Here is a 16,386-nt window from a genome sequence, read left to right as displayed (position 1 = left end):
GTGATCTCTAAATTAGTTATTTAAACCGTGAGTTCGGCACATATCTTCGAGAGCTTTAATGCGCTGCCTAGCCGCAATTAATCCATTGGCCAGCGCTGTCATTTCAGCTTGTGAGTATGTAGTGCCAGTGGGGAATGCAAGGTTGGCGTTGAATGCAGATTTAAGAGCGGTGCCGGTGGATGCTGTCCATCCAGTTTCACGTGGGCCAATAACTTTAAGCCCCGCCACTTTGTAGGAAACCAAGGTATTCACTGAATCGGAAGATTGTATTTTATCAGTCGTTGGAGTGGCTATCGTGCCAACAATTAGCGAACCACCACCGGACTGAATTACCTGATTAACTAGCACTGCCTTAGATAGGTAATCACCCTCGATCGCAGTGACTCTTGTATCCAGAGTGGTTACCGTTCCCTCTACAGTCGTTACGCGCGTAGTTAACGTCGTCACATTCACTTGGATTGATGTTATTGCCGCCTCAGCATCAATCACCCTTACCGTCAGTCCGAAAATAGCTAGCGCGTTGGCGGTGATCCTCGTTTCATGGTTGGCAAGTACCGTGTCTTGCTCATTGTTTTTCTGTTGGGCGTCATAAGCCCCCTGCCCAGCCTCGTTTGCCTTACCTGCAACATTACCCAGGTCAGTACCGCCTTGAATGACAGCCAGTCGGTATGCTTGTGAAAAACCTGGAGGAAGAATTGTTGCATCAATACGAGTTGATGAGATTGTTACTGGGACATTCAAGTCTGAGTCAGCCATTATTCTATCCTTACACTACAGTCAGATAGCGTCACTGGAGAGTTGGTGACTACCCTAACCTTAAATCCGATATTCTTACGAATACGCCCCACGCGACGCCAAAGGACACGTTTGTCATACTTGAATGGCGCATTAGCAGAAATCATCTGCTCACGACCATAGTTAGAGCCATCAACCGTAGCAGAAATAAATAGCCGCTCTGCGAACTGAGAAACACCAGTGGCCGCTTCTAATTCGAAATCAAATACCCTGGCGTTGTCTGCTTTAAACATTGGGGTGTAAAGAAGGTGTTCAGACTGATTCCCATACTGGCTGGAAATATCAAACTTAAGAGCTCCGGTCACCGATTCAATTTTATCGCCAACAGTTATCTGATTACCTTCAAATATGAAATCAATACCGCGATAAACTTTATCGGCAAGACCTGTTTTTAAGATACTCCACTGTGGCCCGCTCTGGCTGGCCGAGGCGTCATAGCAAAGCACATGACGCGGTAAGTGAATAACCAGTAAATCATGAGCATCAAAACGCAAGGCCTCCATGACACCTGTGGATAATTCCGCCGCGGTGTATTCACGGAGTATTTTTTCTATCGATGCAGATGCTATTGGGGCGGCCTGCCCAGAATTAACTATGTAGACAGATGGCGCACCAGTTGACTGATGGCTTAAGAATGCGAAAGAGTCACCAAATATAGCTTTGCAATATGTGCCAGCAATACCTTTTTGAACCATCAAAGACGGCTGCGCTACATAGATAGCAGCAGATGTATCGGCGGCACCAGTAAGAGAGAAATACTCAATCGTTGAGGTGCCAAACATCACGACGAAATCACGCCACACAGCACATCCCTGAATTCCGTCAGGTTGTGACTCGGCAGCATAGAAAGGACGAAACCGGTCAGGATGTGATTCGTCTTCCAAATCAGTAACACCGAAAGTTCCGGTACCGTCCTTTACCCAAATATAACGCCCACGTAACCGACAAATATCACGGACATAACCAATGTCATATTGTGTAAATCCAACATCTGGCCAGTTTGATAAAGTCTTAATCACTCCATCATACCGGTACAGAGTCATCACCCCGCCAAATGCAATGGCCTGACTTGTTGCACTGAATGCCATGCTAACCCGGTCAAATCCAGGAACAGAACCAGCATTCTTAGAATCACGATAAAGAGTGCTACCCTGCACGCGATACACAGAGTTTTGAGAGGTATTGAACTGAACCCCTCGTGACGCACCGCTAACATCAGATAACTTCGCTATGCCGGGGAATGAGCGCAGATATCCGGCCGCATTCAATACTTCTTTGGGCGTCGCCAGCATGTTCACCGGTAATAGATCAACATAATCAGCATTGCGGAAGTCTTTACCCAGCCCTTTAGCTAGAGGGAGTTGTGTCGTCGGCATCTACTGAACCTCTCTCATCAGGGTAGTAACGCCCCATCATGAAGTAATCGTATTTATTCCCTTGACCGGTTGGCATATCACCACGACGCAGGATTGATGGTACTTTGAGTGTCGCAGTTAGTATGGCGTCATATGCTTTAGCAGCATTTGTTTCCTGTCGTGGGGTTGGTTCCATTCCGTAATCAGATAGCAATCTTAGTAGTAGTTGATATCCGACTCCTGATTTATAAATTGGGATAAGCCCAGAATCATCATCAGGCAATGGCAGTGAATCGTCAGCGGCAAAGATGTAACCAAGGTCACCAGGAACAATCAGCCATTCGTGCATCATATCTTCTAGATCAGATAACGCATCTTGTACGGATTGTGGCTCTATATCTGTTAATGTTGCATCGGATGCAATGGTCGATTTGCGCAAGGCAAATAGGACGATATCACCCTTAGTTATTATTGCTTCCATCAGATGCCGCCTTAGTCTTTGTTTTCTTGACTATTGGCTTGACGTCATCAGCGCTGCTAACGAAGCCGAGCTTTTGATAAACAAGGTAATCTGATTCCAAAATTACCGCTTGCACATGACCAACTTCGTTATCTGCTGGGTAAAATACACTCATGCGATCCATATTTAACTCCAAATAAAAAAAAGGGGGCCGAAGCCCCATTGATTTATGGATTACCGAAGAACTGACCACCCATATGTGGGTTGAAGCACACATAGGAAGGTAGTAAGTCGAAACGCATTTTCTGCACGTTGGCATCACCATCCGCATATTTGTGTACGCGGATGGAGAAACCTTCGTAAGTTGCGACAGCAGAGTCGATGCTGTGTAACTTCGGCAGAGGGATAGTACCGAGCCCACAGAAGAACTTGTTGTAGAACAGGTTCGGTTTCATCGCCTGCGCGGCGGTGCCAATGACGGTAACAGTATCGCCAGCCGTAACCTGACGGTTAACAGTGTTGTACTGCGCGTTAGTTGCGTCAAGGATCGGAACGCCAGACAGAGTGACGGTCACCAACCCGCCGGCAGTGGAGTTAGCATCAGCCAGTACGGTTGCGGTAAAGCTAATCGGCGTAGAACCGTTATAAAGAATTTGCTTGCTCTGCTGGTTCAGCCAGTAAGTAGAAGTGAATTTAAGTTGATCGCCAGCCTTCAGGAACCCGGTCACGCTCGCTGTTGCCCCGGTAAGGGTTACGGTAAACTGATAGGTATCCTTGACAGCCGTGTAAGTTACGACCGGAGTCGTCTGAACCGTCAGCGTACCGCCAAATGCGCCCTGAGTGCGTGATGCAAGGCCATTGGACATCAGCGCACGAATACCACCGAAGTTTGACGGGATCTGTGCATTTTCCCACGCTGTTCTAACCAAGTTATCTGACGCATGCAACCCAGTCTGTGCGTCAGCAAGGCGCTGCGCCGCCCATGGGTCCATCACTGCATAGTTATCGCCAGTGTTAATGCCGATATCTTTCATGAATGAAGCGGTTTGCGCTACATCAGACCATTTGTTGATTGGAGTGTTTGGGCTGCCAAGAGACAGAGCTCCATTGTTCATCATGAACTGGGCTAATTCAGTTTCAAGGTCGGTTACCATTCTCTCCTGAATCGGAGCAAGAATTTGGTCAAGTTGGTTTAGCTTGATAGCCTCTTCCAGTTGCGCCCACTCAACAGCGACGGTGATGTAGTTTCCTACGCGACCAGTCGCCTTACCAGAAATAAGGTTATTTTTTGCCTGACCTGAAATGTCACCGCCTGCTGTGCGCAATGACTTGAATTGGTGTGGGCGCTTGAATGAAACACTATCACCGGTATCGGCATTAATCTCGCCTGACAACAATTGGCGATCAACTGTCTTACACAGAACCAAATCGGACATGAACCCTGGGAGGAATTTTTTCAGTACGATTTGGCTTACGTTGGAACTTAAATCATTAGTAGCCATTTATAGCTTCCTTATTCGATCACGGCGCCTGGGCACCGCTTATTAAAATCATCAGTTTTTGCATTACCTGCACCACCACGAATCTCTGGCTCAGGCTTTGCCGCTTGTTTTGCTTTTGGTGCCAACTTCACTTTCGCGCTCAACTGCCCGAGCTGATACGCAACGCGTAGTGGGTCTTTCTCAGCGGCAATGCGCTGGCGGAGTTGAGGGTTTTTGCCAAGTGCATAGGCGATCAGCTCTGAACCCTCGTCAGCAGAATGGATAAGAACCTCTTTATGCAGGTCTGGCATCTCGGCACGAACAATCTCCTCCATCTCGGCATAGTCTTTAACCGGGAGTGATTTCGCTCGTTGCTGATGCGCGTCTACCCTCTGCTTAAATTGGGTTTGCCATTCTTGCTGTTGCTTCACTTGTTGCTGTTTTGCTTGCTCAGCACGGGTATTGCTCTCATGCCAGCCAGTTAATTGTTTATCAAATAACTCCTCATCGTAGTCGCATGACTCCAATGTAGGTTTTGTTATCACTTGGCTTTGCTGTTGCGATGTCTGCTCTACTGGCTTGGATTGAAGCTGCTCAAGCTGGCGTTTCAGTTCGCGATTTTCTTTTTGCTGTTCCTTGAATCCCTTGCGTAAGTCCTTCACCCAACTAGGGGCTGGCTTACCATCAATGTCTTCTTCATCGGTATGCAGCGGGATTTCTTCTTCACCAACAGTTAAGGAGTATTCCTCCTGTGGTTGATCTTCTTCACCACTCCCAGCTACCAATCCCTCTTCGCCGTGGCTATTGCTCTCACCTGCGTCAGTATTCGTCACCTCTGGCATGGTGGTTTCAGTCGTGGTTGTTTCCTGATTTTCAGACAGGGGAACAGCCTGACCATCGATGATCAGTTCGCCTTCCATTTAAAGCTCCTTAGCTCGGCTTTGAGTCTGCCGGTGACTGTGTAGGTTGGGTTGATTGCTTAATTAGTTTTGCTGCATCCAGCACCTGACTATGGCGCTGACTGTTACCTTTAAGGGCGAGTTCTATATTGTCTCGGGAGCTCTTCTCACTTTGCTGCTGTAGACTGGCAAGTAGCTTCACCGCTTCACGAGATGTTTCTGAGTTCTTGCTATCGACTGAAGCAAGGAGGTCGGAAATTTTTGCACCGGCTAGCAGCCGCTCTGTTTCTGCGCTTAACCGCTCTGTTTCTGCGTTAATTAACTTAACCTGTACTTCTTTCCCTTTATTTTCAGCATTCAACATCTCAGCAGAAGCTAACTTATCATTCGCCATAGCTGTTATTACTTCAGGGCTTGGCTGATTCTGTTGTGACTGCTGGGCCTGCTGAACTATCTGGGCTTCTTCTTGGTTGCGTGGTTTAACTGCACCTTGCGTCAGGAGTTGCTTGCGATTGAACTCTTTGAAGTCATCTAATCCTTCCCCATCTACGTTATCAATAATGATACCCATCAAAGCCGGGCGCATTGGGTCAGTAGGCAGCATCCCACGGAGCAACTGGGTCAGTGATGCAACTGTTGCGTCTCGCCTTGCCGTGTAGCTTGGGCCAACATCTACAGTTACGTCATATCGACCTACTGTTAGATCATTCAGCGCGACGACCTGACCTGATTGGTTATCTCTAACGGACTCCGACATAATGACCACATCGTCAGTGCCGTCCTCATTGACAATCCTTACTTCTCGCTCCGAACCGTAAACCTCTCGAGCCATTGATAACCATACTTCTCCGGCACGTTTTAGGCTTTTAGCCATGTTATCCAGGTAGATAAACGATGCCATATCAGAGCGGTTCATTAGGTTATTAACTGTGTCATTAGCAATGTTGCTCGGCATTTGCTGCATTGCCTGACTACCACCGGTGACTTCCTGAATATCTGCACTGGTTAATTGAAGTAGTGTTGCCATTGCCTGATTAAGCACTGGCGGCTGGGTATATCCCGCAACGTTGGCGGCCTGAATGACATTTCCACTCTTATCCTTGATAGCCCGAAGAGGTAAGAATGCAGGTCGCTTCTTATTTCGTTCAGCCCAGTAGCTTTCAAGCCCACGGATCTGCTCCATATCAACGATAGGAGTTTGCCCAGGGTCTTGAGTTGATGAGTCAGCTAGCATTGATACTTGCATGTTGTATAGGCGTTGCGGGTCCATCGCCTTAGCAACGTGCCCCTCTACTCTCTCAATATCGTCAATGAACCAGCGCTTCCCATACATCGGGATAAGTGGAATATGCTCACCAGGTATGCGACGAGGCTTATCAAGGAACCCGTCACCATCAATGACGCTGACGTAGATGCGGCGGCGCTTAACTGATCTGCGGGCTACTTCAATGAACCCAGCTTCGAAAAGCTCATCAGCAATGTCTTCGATCTGATCACTGTCATACTTGGCTATCTCACCAGTTATAGGCTGCTGATAGCTGATAATGTCTACTGATTCCTTTCTCGCCTCGTAATATTTGGCGATATATACAACATCAGCAGAAAACCAGTCGTACTCCCAACTTGAGAGAGTTGTTATATCCATTGACGATGGGTCTTTGTCGTATTCTTCCTTATATTTATCAGGAGATAACGAATACATGCAGAAAGCCCAATCAGCATCAGACTTGTCATACTTTTTGGCGTCAGGATCAAACCAAACTGAGCGAGCCGGGTCATAGATTGGCTCAATTGCTATGCGCTGGCGCTCGTCCATTGGGTCATATTCATTAACGAGTTTAGTAGTGAGACGGAAGCAGCCAAAGCCACCGGTAGCTCCGTCATCGAATGCGTTATCACAAGCCTCCCCACCATCAGTCTCTTGATAGTCAGCTCGGAACAACCCGTTAAGTTTATTAGATAACTTTTCACTGGCCTCTTTATCACCTGGACGAAACTTAACAGTGATACGGTTATTTCTGTATTCGCTGATAATTCGATTAAGTTCGGTGGCAACTTTGTTTATTTCAAACTTGGGGTATTTCTCGAAGTGGTCATTTAGCTTTGTCCCCGCAGTAGTTGCCCCTTCCCACTGACCTCCAGGTACACGGGCGAATCGGGTTGCTTCAATGCACTTTTCTCGCACAGTCTCCTGTGGCGTATAGGCGCGGTCAAACCTCGCCATAGCTAGCGCATGCTGGTCTCTTTTAGTCTTTGCCATGTTTACCAACTAGAGGATGAGGGAACTTGGATGTCGTTGTTTTCTTTGAATACGATTGGACAATGCATACACATCATTAGGGAGTCAGCCAGGTTAGGTGATGGAATTCCGAGCTTATTTTTCATATCGACTTTCGTCATAAGCTCCAACTTACCGTTGCCATTAAACTTGCGCTGTATTTGCGTTAGTTCAGCGAATAGCTTTTCAAGCACCTGATCGCCTATCGCCTCTTTATCGAAACTAAGCATGTCGTCGGGATTTGCATATTCACCATGCACTACCGCTCGATATGTTAGATAAAGCCTGTCAGCCAGCGTGTAATAGAACTGCGCTCGCTTATTACGGAACACATCACCTATTGTGCGGATATTGTCGCCGTCAACCACCTCATCTGACCATGCCCCAGATTGATAAGGAGCATCCTCATCGAATGGAGATTCACTGCCTTTGAACATGGTCACGGTAGCTTTCTTGCCAGTGAATGAATCTGTTACTTGCCTGCGCAATCCAGCACCTAGACCATCACCATCAAACAGGAAGTGATCAGCGCCATCAGTGATGGCTAATTCTGTGGCCCAATCAGCGCCCTCGTTGACATCAAGTGGCGTTGGCGGGGATGCAATACGCTTAACTACCGAGCCATGCCTCATCGCATAGCCCTTATCATCTGGCCCCGTATCTGATGGGTCGTGAGCGGCAACAATAGAACCCTTGGCTTTCCAACCAAGCTTGCTGTGCGCGTCTGTAGCCGCCTCCAGCCATTCACGTTTGATGATTGCCATTTCACTTGCGCTTACCGGCTCACCTAGCCAGATGTGACGATAGAGAGTTGGATTGCGCCGCTGACATTCCTCCATTTCCAAGCGGAGAACTTCAGGAAAGTGTGGATTGTCCGTGTAATTAACCGTAAGCAAACAAATGTCATCAGGCGGCGTAACAACAAACCGCTGGTATGTGTCATCAAGAATATTTTTCGGGTTGAAGCTCACCCATATTTCAGAACCAGGCTTTCGGATTGTGGGGACTAAAATGTCCCATGACTCTTTAGTTACGGCCTCTGCTTCCTCAACCCAACAGATGTCTACCCCTTCGAGAGATTTAATCTTTGTCGGGTTGTTCTTGATTCCGTAGAACATAAATTCAGCATTCGTGCCAAGGTGCCGGATCATTGACCGTTGTATTTCAAACTCTGCCGCGTACCCTTCGCGCTCTATCGTGTCCTCAAGTAAGCGGATCACCGAGTCACTAATACTATTCTGTAGCTCACGCGCACACAGAATTCGGACTGATTGACGCCTTGCCGATTCAATGAGAAGCCGCGCTATGGCCCATGATTTACCACTACCTCGACCGCCCTTAGCGACCTTGTAGCGACGCGCCTTGATGAACGGTTGAAAGATAGGGTTAATCGTTGTCATTTCTCGAATAGCGTTCCCATTGGTGAGGTTTCGATTTTGATAGCGCCGCCATCCTTACCAGTCACCTCGTGTTCTTGCTTGTCTCGCCACTTATCCTTCTGCCTGTTCTTTAGCCAGAATATTGCAGCGGCGGTATCGGGCGGGTAATACTTTTTCAGAGGAGTTTCTACAATCTTGTTTTCAATGACGCGAATATCAACGTCAGGAGCGACGAAACCCATAGCGCGTTGATATAGGCGATCAGCGACCTCGCCATCAGCTATTTGCTTGCCTCTTTTTATGGACTCTAAAAACTCATAGTGAACAAGCTTCCAGTTGTTGATTGTTGCCTCGCTCACCTCAAAGAACTCGGCAAGCTCTTTATCAGTCGCGCCCAACAAGCATAATTTTCTCGCCTTCTCGGCAAACTCTTCACGATAAGCCGATGGGCGACCGCCTTTACTTTTCTCAGTCGCCATAAATCACCTATGCCTTCGTGAATGCCTGAGCGTATTCGCATGTACGGCCCGGTGAAACTTGAATAACACTCATGTCACCGAGCGGAAGGAAACCGGCGGAGATTTTCGCGTTGCATTTAATAGTGAAGTCAGCGCGGTCTTGACTCACAACGATGTCGTAATCTGTTGCGGTCGTACCTCCAGCCGCTACCACCTGAAAGTATTCAGTCTTGCTGATAGTTGCGTGAACGCCACGTAATCCACCTTGGGGAAATCGTGATGCAGCAATATGTGTTTTTACTACAGGCACCAGACTGGCAACTGAACCAGCTGTAGCTGTTTGAATGGATGTAATGGCCATTGATTACCTCAGTCGAATAGTGATAGCGCCTCTTGGCACTCTTTGATTGCTTTCTCTGTGCGAGATACAAGACCAGATTCATTAGCAGCTAGTGCGTATTGGTCTTTGAATAATTCTTGCTTAAGTGGATCGTCATTAATGAAGTCGATAGCTTTCTGTGCCGCTGCGGTGTCTTTCATTACCAAGCGGAGAATTTCTAATCGACTGGATTGTATTAAGGTAAGTCCGGTTTGTTCAGACATTGATTGTCTCCGTTGGTTGGCATTATCACAGGCACTCGTAAATGCCTGCTGTAATGTCAGCTACTCGGATTTAATACGGAGTAACTCTTTCAGGTGCGCGTCTGCGTGGATGCGATCTTTCAGCAGGTAACCTTCCAGCATCCAGATTTTATTGACCGCGTTCTGACGGGCAATTTTACGGCCGATTTCTTCGTTAAAATTTTCAGGGCTAGCGCAGGCGCTTTCTCCAGTAACAGTGAAGCCGTTTTTTAACACAATGACGCAGAAAGTTAATAAATAAAGGGAATCTGGTGTAGCCAATGGGTATGGGTCGTTAGCAAAGTTATCCGCCGCAGATTTCTCATAGCCCTGTGCAGCCGTAAAGTAATGCTCACTGGAGATAACACTTTCAATGTGGTCAGGCGTGATGCGCGGGGAGGTCAAGCCTTTTTCTTGAATTTCCTGCTCAATGCTTTGATCGGTAACTTTGGACATTTAACTTTCCTTTGTGGGTTATTTGCGTTCGTTCGCGGCTTTGCCACGTCTTCACAGAGTTGCTCTGCTACTTCTCGTCTTTCCGAGCCGCCAAGATAATGATCAACCTCCAGTGGGGTTAAACAATTCTGCTTGTTACTCTTGCGACGGGATGCTTTCGTCCAAGTCTTTACGGCCTTGAGTTGGATTATCAAAGTATTGAGTGGCCATAATGTTTTCCTTTCGTTGAGTTATTTGTCGGGGGAATTCTATTTCTCGGCAATTGCGGCCAATCCAGCGACCTTTCCATCCCGAATAGCATCAAATAGCGCGCTGACGTTATCCCAATCACGACCACCGTTAGGGAAATATTCCTGCATAGTGGCTAATGCGTCGCTCTTTACTTGTTCTGCTGTTTTCTGAGTCATGATTTATCCTGTTGGGTTACTTCAGGCACACGTTATTGATATACGCCTGTAAGCCGTTTATTTGGCTGGTTGCAATTCCGATTCGCTCTCTGAGACTGATATAATCCCGTTCAGCGGCGTTAGTAAGTCTGGCGCTGGCATCATCAGGGATGCTGGCGGGTCCGGTGGTTTTGGACACTGGCTTTGTGCATGTGGCGTTGAGCTGCAACCGCTTAGTGCCATTAGTGATATCAGCACGAAGGCGCTCGTTTTCAGATTTAGCATCTGCTAGTTCCTTGGTGTATTTGATATCGATAGCGGCTACGGCTTGGCGCTGGGTTTCTATCTGGTCTAGAGTGGCTTGTTGCTGCTTGGCTACCTTGTTTAACTCGGCCACATCACGGTTTAGTGATTGCACTCTGTAGTGGTAGTAAGTTAGTCCAAACAGTGAGGCGATAAGCACAGCAACCAGAGCGGCGGTTAATTTGCCAGACATAGCGCCTTCTCCTTCTCGCGCCGAACAACCAGTCCGGGGAGCTGTTTCCCGCCACCATAAGTCCAGCGAGGGAACTGATGACAGGCTTCAGTAAACTTCCCTTCTCGCAGCATTCGATACATCGTCGATTTCTGCATCTGGGGGCAACCGGCATTAAAGGTGATCGACGTGACCGCATCAAACTGCCCTTGATTCAGCTTGTTGCCATTGCCGTATTTGTTCACGCAGGATTCAGCCTGAAGAATGTTCTTCTCCCAATCTGCGGCGATCTGCTCATCAGGCTTTCGGATGCCCTGCTTAACGCCATGAGTATTGCCAATGCCATCGGTCAGCACTCCGGCCGGACATACGTATGGGTCACGGCGGCATGATTCAGCATTACCAATAAGCTCTAAGCCTTTCTCGCTTGTTCTCACCGTTCCGTTAGATACGACGATAGCAATAATGGCTGACACTGCGCAGGCGGTACCGATGGCAACACGCTTTAATGTCGTCATCACTCACTCTCCATTTGCTGTAAGGCCTCATTAACCACCTGAATAGCTTCAGGGTGACTGCCAATGGGCTTACCCTGCAAGTAGTCTTTTAATATCTGCGTCCGGTCCTGCTGCTCTTTAATCTGAGCGGCCTTCTCTCTTCGATTCGCGTAATACGTCTTTATGGTGAACCAGGCACTTATCAGTGCGCCGATTATAAAAATGTATTCCTGCAAGCTAAGAGCGGAGAACAAAGCAAGTGAGGCTGTCCACCAGTAAGGTAATTGCCCAGTATCGTTCATCTTCATGTCCACCCCCCAGTTGGGGATATATCCCCGGCTGTTGGTCGGGTGCTGTTGTGTAGGGAATAGCCTGCCGCCGTGATCCATTCAGACACGGAGTTTGTTTGAGGGTGATTGGCGCTGGCGGCGGGCTAAATTTGGAAGGGAAAGCAATCGCAAATCCCTAAAATGCAAAAAGCCCCGACCGGTTAGAGTCAGGGCTTTAAATTGGGTTGGCGCTCGTTTAAGTCAGATACGGCACCTTACCTATTTATCATTGCTCATTTGTTCAAACGTGTCAACACTTTCTAAGCAACTTTCTGAATTTTACCTACACGTTTGCGACTGTTCATCGCAGATAGAAGCGGTTGGTAAATCATAAATACACTAGCCTCCAGTATTTCTTTAACTTCTCTGCGGCAGGTTGATAGCGACGGGCGCTTAAATCGATTGCCTCCACGCGTGGTTATCTTGCGGGGATTTGCACTCTTGTAGCTGTAGACTGATATTGCGTATTCAGTTGAATTGTTCACGTAGTAGCTCATCAATATCCCGAAGGCCTTTGTGTCAATGCGCATAACGGAATCTACGACCTGAGAAATCAACATTCCGTCATCGTCATTGCACATCGGCCTTGACGGGCTTCCCTGCGGTTCTACTGTCGCCATGTACTGAGCTATAACGCTGCTCATGCGCTTCTCTAATCTCCCTGAGTAAACCCATGCACCCCACAGTTCAAGCCAGCCATTAACCCAATCATGCTGCTCTTTGGTGAGTTTTAACTGAGTGACATTCATAGCAACCTCTTCCTGCCAGTTGTCCCAACCATCAGCCGACCATTAACAATTGCGTGCCGTTCACCCTTCACGTCATTGGCGTACTTTTTTACCGTCGATCGCTGAGTATTTAGCTGGGCCGCAACAGTTGATTGGTTTCCATAAGAAGCGATAAGTAACTCTGGAATGGTTTTGATATCTGCGTTCACGCTGCCTCCTGAAGTTTTTTAAGCTCACGTAATTTCGCTCTGTACAGCGCTCTGATGCTGTCGAGTTCTTCGCGGGTGTATCGGTGAGGGGTGTTGTTGTTTTCGAGCGCCTCAACGCGCTGAGTGCCGATTTTCTTTACAAGATTGATGCGGTACGGCGTGATATTTCCTGATTGATGGGTATTACATGCACTGCATTGTTTATTTATATTGTCCTCGTCGTAACGAATCTGTGATGCCTTGGCTATCGTTCTGAAATGCCCTGCATGCCACTCATACGCTTGATATGTGCCGCAGCTAATACACGGTTCGTCAACATCTCGGCCCTTGGTGATGTAGTCGTTTATTGCTCGCTGAGTCATATCCTCCCAATGCTTAAGTGGCTTCAGCTTAGCCTTGCGCTCTCGCCATGCCTTTCTTTCTTCCAATGCTTTATCAGCCGCTTTCTTTTCAGATTGCCGCTTTTGGTAAAGGTAAGCACAGTGACCGCAGCAGACTAATTGGAGGGAGTTTCGAGGGGTGAACTTGGTGGGGCAGACTTTGCACTTCTTTAGCTTGGGCGGCTTATTCTTCGGCTTGCCGGTTATCATCAGCTTCCTCCTTCGCTGCTTTATCAATGCATTTCTGATGAGCGTAGGTTTCACCCTTGTTAAGCATCAGGAAGCAGAAGATACATATTGATTGGGGGAGTTCAGGCATGGCTAACCTCCAGGCGTCAGATAAATGGTCACCGCTATCAGCAGGAAGAAGAACAAGCCGGTGTAGCGGATTAGGTTTCTGTCGAATGGTGCTTGCTGAGGCAGTGTGGATGATTGGCTTTTCTTTGGGTATTTGTGTTTGTGAAAATATTTACTCCGAGGTCTAGGCATGGCTGCTCTCCCTGTCTTTCATCATCAGGAATACAATCATTGCGGAGCGGAGGGGATTCTTATCAGTATGCAAATGCTCAATATCATCATTTAGAATTACTGGTGAAATAGTATCCCATTCATACCCGGTCACTTTTGGCGTCAGAGTTATGCGCTCTCTAAAAATAATCGCCCATGCGTCGGCGGGGTTGTTGCATGGGTCAAAATATGCGTTAGGCAGGAAGTCACCGCCATCAATTCCGGCTCTATACACCTCTTTTTTTTCCGCATTATAGTCATAGCCGCCAACACATAGCTCAATGTGAGCAACGGCAAGATTAATTTCAAAATCACTCATTGCTGAATAGTCTTTCATCGCGTGAACTTTCCTCTCGCCATTTTTCAAACCAGAAAATAACCGGGTCAGGCTTCATATCAACAAGCCCCATTCTGACAAGTGCCTTACCCTTCCCTGAGCGCAAAAACTCTCTGCGGCCGTCATCAATAATTCTTCGATAATCTTCCAAACTGTTGCAATGTTTGTGTAAATTGCAGGGGTGACATGACGGAACCAGGTTTTCAATATTGTCTCTGTCTTGATAAATCATCACCCCGCCGGTTCGTATAACCGGCTGCGCATGGTCGGCATGCCATTTATCAGTGAGTTCACACCCACAGTAAGCGCACTTGCCGCCGAACATTCCCCGCAGTTCTGCTCGCTGTTTTTTCGATAGCTTCATGCTGCCACCTTCCCCTTGTCACCGAACCGGTTGGCCCACTCAATTGCAAGCCGTGATTCATCACTGAACTTAACGCCATGCGTAGCGCCGAAAGAATTGATCAGCTCTATCAGGTCGCGCAGCTCTCCAACGGTCATGCGGCTGGTTGATTGGCCCAGCACCACAAAGCCACCCTCCAGACCAGGCGCTGACCTCTGCCCTTTCAGCGATGCGGTGAATATGTGCTTCCAGTCCTCACTGCTAAGCTTCTGACCATGCCAAACAACCTGAGTAGCTATATCGCCAAGCGTGGCCCATAGACGCGCATTCTGGTCTAATGTGCGGGTTCGCTCTTGGATGGTTATCAGGAGTGGCTTATCAGGATTAACAGGGAGTTGATTTATAAACTGGAGGGCATTTCGCTTGTATTGATCACCGCATAATACGAAGACCTTTTTATCCATTTCCTATCGCCTTTTTTGGGGTAGGTATAATTTCAACGTTTCTGGTTCGAACTGTTACCGGTGTCTTGCTTCGCCCGGTCAAAGCCATTGCGAACTGCTCAGGCGTCATTGATGCGGTAATTGATTTGCCCATTGAGAATGTCAGGCAGATTTCGATACGTGGATCTTCACTGTTCGTCCGATTGATATCAAGATCGGCTATGGTAGTCATAGTGGCTTCTCCGGCGCGGCTGGCAGTGGCATCCAGTGAGATGGGCGACAGGCTATCGAAGTATCTTCGTTTTGCGCATACTGAAATTCGCCGTTTCCAATATGGAAAGCAACAAACTGTTCGCGAGTGTCTGAACAATAAACTTGAACATCAGCTCCCCGTGCTGGTCTATGGTCACTGCAATTAATCCAGCCTTGCGGAGAGTTCAATTGTGGGGTTGTGTAGAGTGGCAGATAATCTAGTTTCTCATCATCACAATCGCGCATGACGCAAACTTCACGACCATTTTTAAAATCAGCGATTTCCTCATCACCAACTACCCATGCAACAGGCTCAGCCCTCTTTGCAGCTAACGCGATTCGGGCTAGGGCTGCACTTTCAGCATGTGATGGTGGGAATGATAATGCTTTCAGCTCAGTTATTTCTTCAAGTCTCTCTACAGTGAAACTATCTAATTCTTTCATGGATTTACCTCACGCATACCATTTTTCAACTTTGTTGAACTCAGCAACGACATCTGAGTAACCGAGATTAATTAGCAGGTCGCATAGAGCGTCATCAGCTTTACTGTGTGCGCTTTCTGGGTCGCCACTATCTTGCACTGCTTTCAATCGCTCGATGATTTCCTCTTTAAGCTTTCTCATCACTCCCTCCCCCTCTCAAATTCCGCTATCAGCAACAGCAAATTTTCCGGAGTTGCCTCGTCTTGCCATTTGTCCGATGTGTCGCCGCTCTCACGGAGCATTATTTCTTCTTGTGCTGCTTCTTTCAGAGAAGTGATTAGTGATTCGATTGATTCTTTCATGCCCTTTCTCCTCGACCGATAAACCAGTCCAGTGCTTTGCAAATAAGTGAATTCTCGTACCAGTCTTCAATCATCCGGCGCTCATTTTTGTCGCGGAAAAATGTCGGGCCACAATACGAGTGCCAAGCCATGAAGACACAAGTCCCATCATCAAGGCGCAAGCGGTAGAAAGGCGTGATGGTAATTATTCCGTTTGAAATTCGAATGCATGTCATTCACTCTCTCCCTTGATTCGAATACCGGCAGTGCGGATGGCTTCGGTAAACCAGTCTATTGTGTGGTTTATTCCCAATGCGTATTCAGGGTCAAAAGAGCAAGGCCAACAAACGTATCGCCCTTTATTTTTTCCTGAACGCTCTAACTTGGCCCGCTCTGGAAACTCCACCTCAATGCTTTCACGCCCAGATTGATATGCCTTTTGAACTACATCTTTAAATGTTTCAGGTGAAAGTGTGAGGCTACTGGCGGGAACGATAAATTCCGATTTAAACCAAGCTTCAAACTCTTCCCGCGATTTAGTTATGTCCATCATG

Annotated in this window: 28 protein-coding genes; all 28 read right to left on the bottom strand. The window is 47.6% G+C overall.

From position 1 onward, the window contains the following. Positions 1–12: 12 nt before the first annotated feature. The 28 genes from ACZ76_RS14880 to ACZ76_RS14760 all read right to left on the bottom strand — a co-directional run bounded on the left by ACZ76_RS14880 (position 13) and on the right by ACZ76_RS14760 (position 16,385). Positions 13–756, bottom strand: a complete 744-nt coding sequence (locus ACZ76_RS14880; RefSeq protein WP_071840511.1) for a hypothetical protein — start codon at positions 754–756, stop codon at positions 13–15. Beyond that, the gene (locus ACZ76_RS14875; RefSeq protein WP_048619626.1) at positions 756–2,171 is read right to left on the bottom strand and encodes a packaged DNA stabilization protein; all 1,416 of its coding nucleotides are present in this window, start codon (positions 2,169–2,171) and stop codon (positions 756–758) included. The genes ACZ76_RS14880 and ACZ76_RS14875 overlap by 1 nt, the downstream gene beginning before the upstream one ends. After that, a complete protein-coding gene (locus tag ACZ76_RS14870) occupies positions 2,143–2,631 on the bottom strand; it encodes a packaged DNA stabilization gp4 family protein (protein WP_048619625.1) in 489 nt (162 codons plus the stop codon). The genes ACZ76_RS14875 and ACZ76_RS14870 overlap by 29 nt, the downstream gene beginning before the upstream one ends. Beyond that, positions 2,612–2,794 (bottom strand): hypothetical protein, encoded by a 183-nt coding sequence (locus ACZ76_RS14865; RefSeq protein ID WP_048619624.1) that lies wholly within the window; start codon positions 2,792–2,794, stop codon positions 2,612–2,614. The genes ACZ76_RS14870 and ACZ76_RS14865 overlap by 20 nt, the downstream gene beginning before the upstream one ends. 43 nt (positions 2,795–2,837) lie before the next feature. Continuing rightward, positions 2,838–4,112: a P22 phage major capsid protein family protein gene (locus ACZ76_RS14860; RefSeq protein ID WP_048619623.1), complete on the bottom strand. Its 1,275-nt coding sequence runs from the start codon at positions 4,110–4,112 to the stop codon at positions 2,838–2,840. 11 nt (positions 4,113–4,123) lie between these two features. Further along, entirely contained in the window at positions 4,124–5,011 is an 888-nt protein-coding gene (locus ACZ76_RS14855) for a phage capsid scaffolding protein (protein ID WP_048619622.1), read from the bottom strand. A 10-nt stretch (positions 5,012–5,021) separates the two neighbouring features. Next, positions 5,022–7,250: a portal protein gene (locus ACZ76_RS14850; protein WP_048619621.1), complete on the bottom strand. Its 2,229-nt coding sequence runs from the start codon at positions 7,248–7,250 to the stop codon at positions 5,022–5,024. Positions 7,251–7,252: 2 nt separating this feature from the next. Continuing rightward, on the bottom strand, positions 7,253–8,668 hold the full coding sequence (locus ACZ76_RS14845) for a PBSX family phage terminase large subunit (RefSeq protein WP_048619620.1): 1,416 nt from the start codon (positions 8,666–8,668) through the stop codon (positions 7,253–7,255). Then, positions 8,665–9,126: a hypothetical protein gene (locus ACZ76_RS14840; RefSeq protein ID WP_048619619.1), complete on the bottom strand. Its 462-nt coding sequence runs from the start codon at positions 9,124–9,126 to the stop codon at positions 8,665–8,667. The genes ACZ76_RS14845 and ACZ76_RS14840 overlap by 4 nt, the downstream gene beginning before the upstream one ends. Before the next feature lie 7 nt (positions 9,127–9,133). Then, positions 9,134–9,466 carry a hypothetical protein gene (locus tag ACZ76_RS14835; RefSeq protein WP_048619618.1) on the bottom strand — a complete coding sequence of 111 codons (333 nt, stop codon included), beginning with the start codon at positions 9,464–9,466 and terminating at the stop codon, positions 9,134–9,136. 8 nt (positions 9,467–9,474) lie between these two features. Continuing rightward, positions 9,475–9,708, bottom strand: coding sequence for a DUF2560 family protein (locus tag ACZ76_RS14830; RefSeq protein ID WP_048619617.1), 234 nt, complete (start codon positions 9,706–9,708; stop codon positions 9,475–9,477). Positions 9,709–9,768: 60 nt separating this feature from the next. After that, positions 9,769–10,182 (bottom strand): Gp49 family protein, encoded by a 414-nt coding sequence (locus ACZ76_RS14825; RefSeq protein WP_048619616.1) that lies wholly within the window; start codon positions 10,180–10,182, stop codon positions 9,769–9,771. Between the two features lie 248 nt (positions 10,183–10,430). Then, positions 10,431–10,589, bottom strand: a complete 159-nt coding sequence (locus tag ACZ76_RS19350) for a hypothetical protein (RefSeq protein ID WP_156312873.1) — start codon at positions 10,587–10,589, stop codon at positions 10,431–10,433. Positions 10,590–10,605: 16 nt separating this feature from the next. Continuing rightward, a complete protein-coding gene (locus ACZ76_RS14820; protein ID WP_048619615.1) occupies positions 10,606–11,064 on the bottom strand; it encodes a lysis protein in 459 nt (152 codons plus the stop codon). Further along, entirely contained in the window at positions 11,049–11,561 is a 513-nt protein-coding gene (locus tag ACZ76_RS14815) for a lysozyme (protein WP_048619614.1), read from the bottom strand. The genes ACZ76_RS14820 and ACZ76_RS14815 overlap by 16 nt, the downstream gene beginning before the upstream one ends. After that, a complete protein-coding gene (locus tag ACZ76_RS14810; RefSeq protein ID WP_048620322.1) occupies positions 11,561–11,842 on the bottom strand; it encodes a hypothetical protein in 282 nt (93 codons plus the stop codon). The genes ACZ76_RS14815 and ACZ76_RS14810 overlap by 1 nt, the downstream gene beginning before the upstream one ends. A 287-nt stretch (positions 11,843–12,129) precedes the next feature. Further along, complete coding sequence (locus ACZ76_RS14805; protein WP_048619613.1) at positions 12,130–12,618, bottom strand: antiterminator Q family protein; 489 nt, start codon at positions 12,616–12,618, stop codon at positions 12,130–12,132. Beyond that, on the bottom strand, positions 12,615–12,806 hold the full coding sequence (locus ACZ76_RS14800; protein ID WP_048619612.1) for a protein ninH: 192 nt from the start codon (positions 12,804–12,806) through the stop codon (positions 12,615–12,617). The genes ACZ76_RS14805 and ACZ76_RS14800 overlap by 4 nt, the downstream gene beginning before the upstream one ends. After that, entirely contained in the window at positions 12,803–13,396 is a 594-nt protein-coding gene (locus ACZ76_RS14795; protein WP_048619611.1) for a recombination protein NinG, read from the bottom strand. Before ACZ76_RS14795 ends, ACZ76_RS14800 begins: the two co-directional genes overlap by 4 nt. Further along, positions 13,371–13,505, bottom strand: coding sequence for a hypothetical protein (locus ACZ76_RS19655; protein ID WP_260833748.1), 135 nt, complete (start codon positions 13,503–13,505; stop codon positions 13,371–13,373). The genes ACZ76_RS14795 and ACZ76_RS19655 overlap by 26 nt, the downstream gene beginning before the upstream one ends. 162 nt (positions 13,506–13,667) lie before the next feature. Beyond that, positions 13,668–14,030 (bottom strand): phage protein NinX family protein, encoded by a 363-nt coding sequence (locus tag ACZ76_RS18005; protein ID WP_071840510.1) that lies wholly within the window; start codon positions 14,028–14,030, stop codon positions 13,668–13,670. Continuing rightward, entirely contained in the window at positions 14,005–14,394 is a 390-nt protein-coding gene (locus tag ACZ76_RS14785) for an HNH endonuclease (protein WP_048619610.1), read from the bottom strand. The genes ACZ76_RS18005 and ACZ76_RS14785 overlap by 26 nt, the downstream gene beginning before the upstream one ends. After that, entirely contained in the window at positions 14,391–14,837 is a 447-nt protein-coding gene (locus ACZ76_RS14780; protein ID WP_048619609.1) for a recombination protein NinB, read from the bottom strand. Before ACZ76_RS14780 ends, ACZ76_RS14785 begins: the two co-directional genes overlap by 4 nt. Next, positions 14,830–15,048 (bottom strand): hypothetical protein, encoded by a 219-nt coding sequence (locus ACZ76_RS14775; RefSeq protein ID WP_048619608.1) that lies wholly within the window; start codon positions 15,046–15,048, stop codon positions 14,830–14,832. Before ACZ76_RS14775 ends, ACZ76_RS14780 begins: the two co-directional genes overlap by 8 nt. Then, positions 15,045–15,512, bottom strand: a complete 468-nt coding sequence (locus ACZ76_RS18000; RefSeq protein WP_053082182.1) for a DUF551 domain-containing protein — start codon at positions 15,510–15,512, stop codon at positions 15,045–15,047. Before ACZ76_RS18000 ends, ACZ76_RS14775 begins: the two co-directional genes overlap by 4 nt. A 9-nt stretch (positions 15,513–15,521) precedes the next feature. Continuing rightward, a complete protein-coding gene (locus tag ACZ76_RS19345) occupies positions 15,522–15,692 on the bottom strand; it encodes a hypothetical protein (protein WP_156312871.1) in 171 nt (56 codons plus the stop codon). Continuing rightward, the gene (locus ACZ76_RS19340) at positions 15,692–15,853 is read right to left on the bottom strand and encodes a hypothetical protein (RefSeq protein WP_156312870.1); all 162 of its coding nucleotides are present in this window, start codon (positions 15,851–15,853) and stop codon (positions 15,692–15,694) included. Before ACZ76_RS19340 ends, ACZ76_RS19345 begins: the two co-directional genes overlap by 1 nt. A 211-nt stretch (positions 15,854–16,064) precedes the next feature. Further along, positions 16,065–16,385 carry a hypothetical protein gene (locus ACZ76_RS14760; protein WP_147653259.1) on the bottom strand — a complete coding sequence of 107 codons (321 nt, stop codon included), beginning with the start codon at positions 16,383–16,385 and terminating at the stop codon, positions 16,065–16,067. Position 16,386 lies beyond the last annotated feature (1 nt).

It is taken from the genome of Yersinia aleksiciae (assembly GCF_001047675.1).
GTDB classification, from domain to species: domain Bacteria; phylum Pseudomonadota; class Gammaproteobacteria; order Enterobacterales; family Enterobacteriaceae; genus Yersinia; species Yersinia aleksiciae.
The sequence above is the reverse complement of the archived record's forward strand: the minus strand, read 5'-3'. Positions and strand labels throughout refer to the sequence as shown.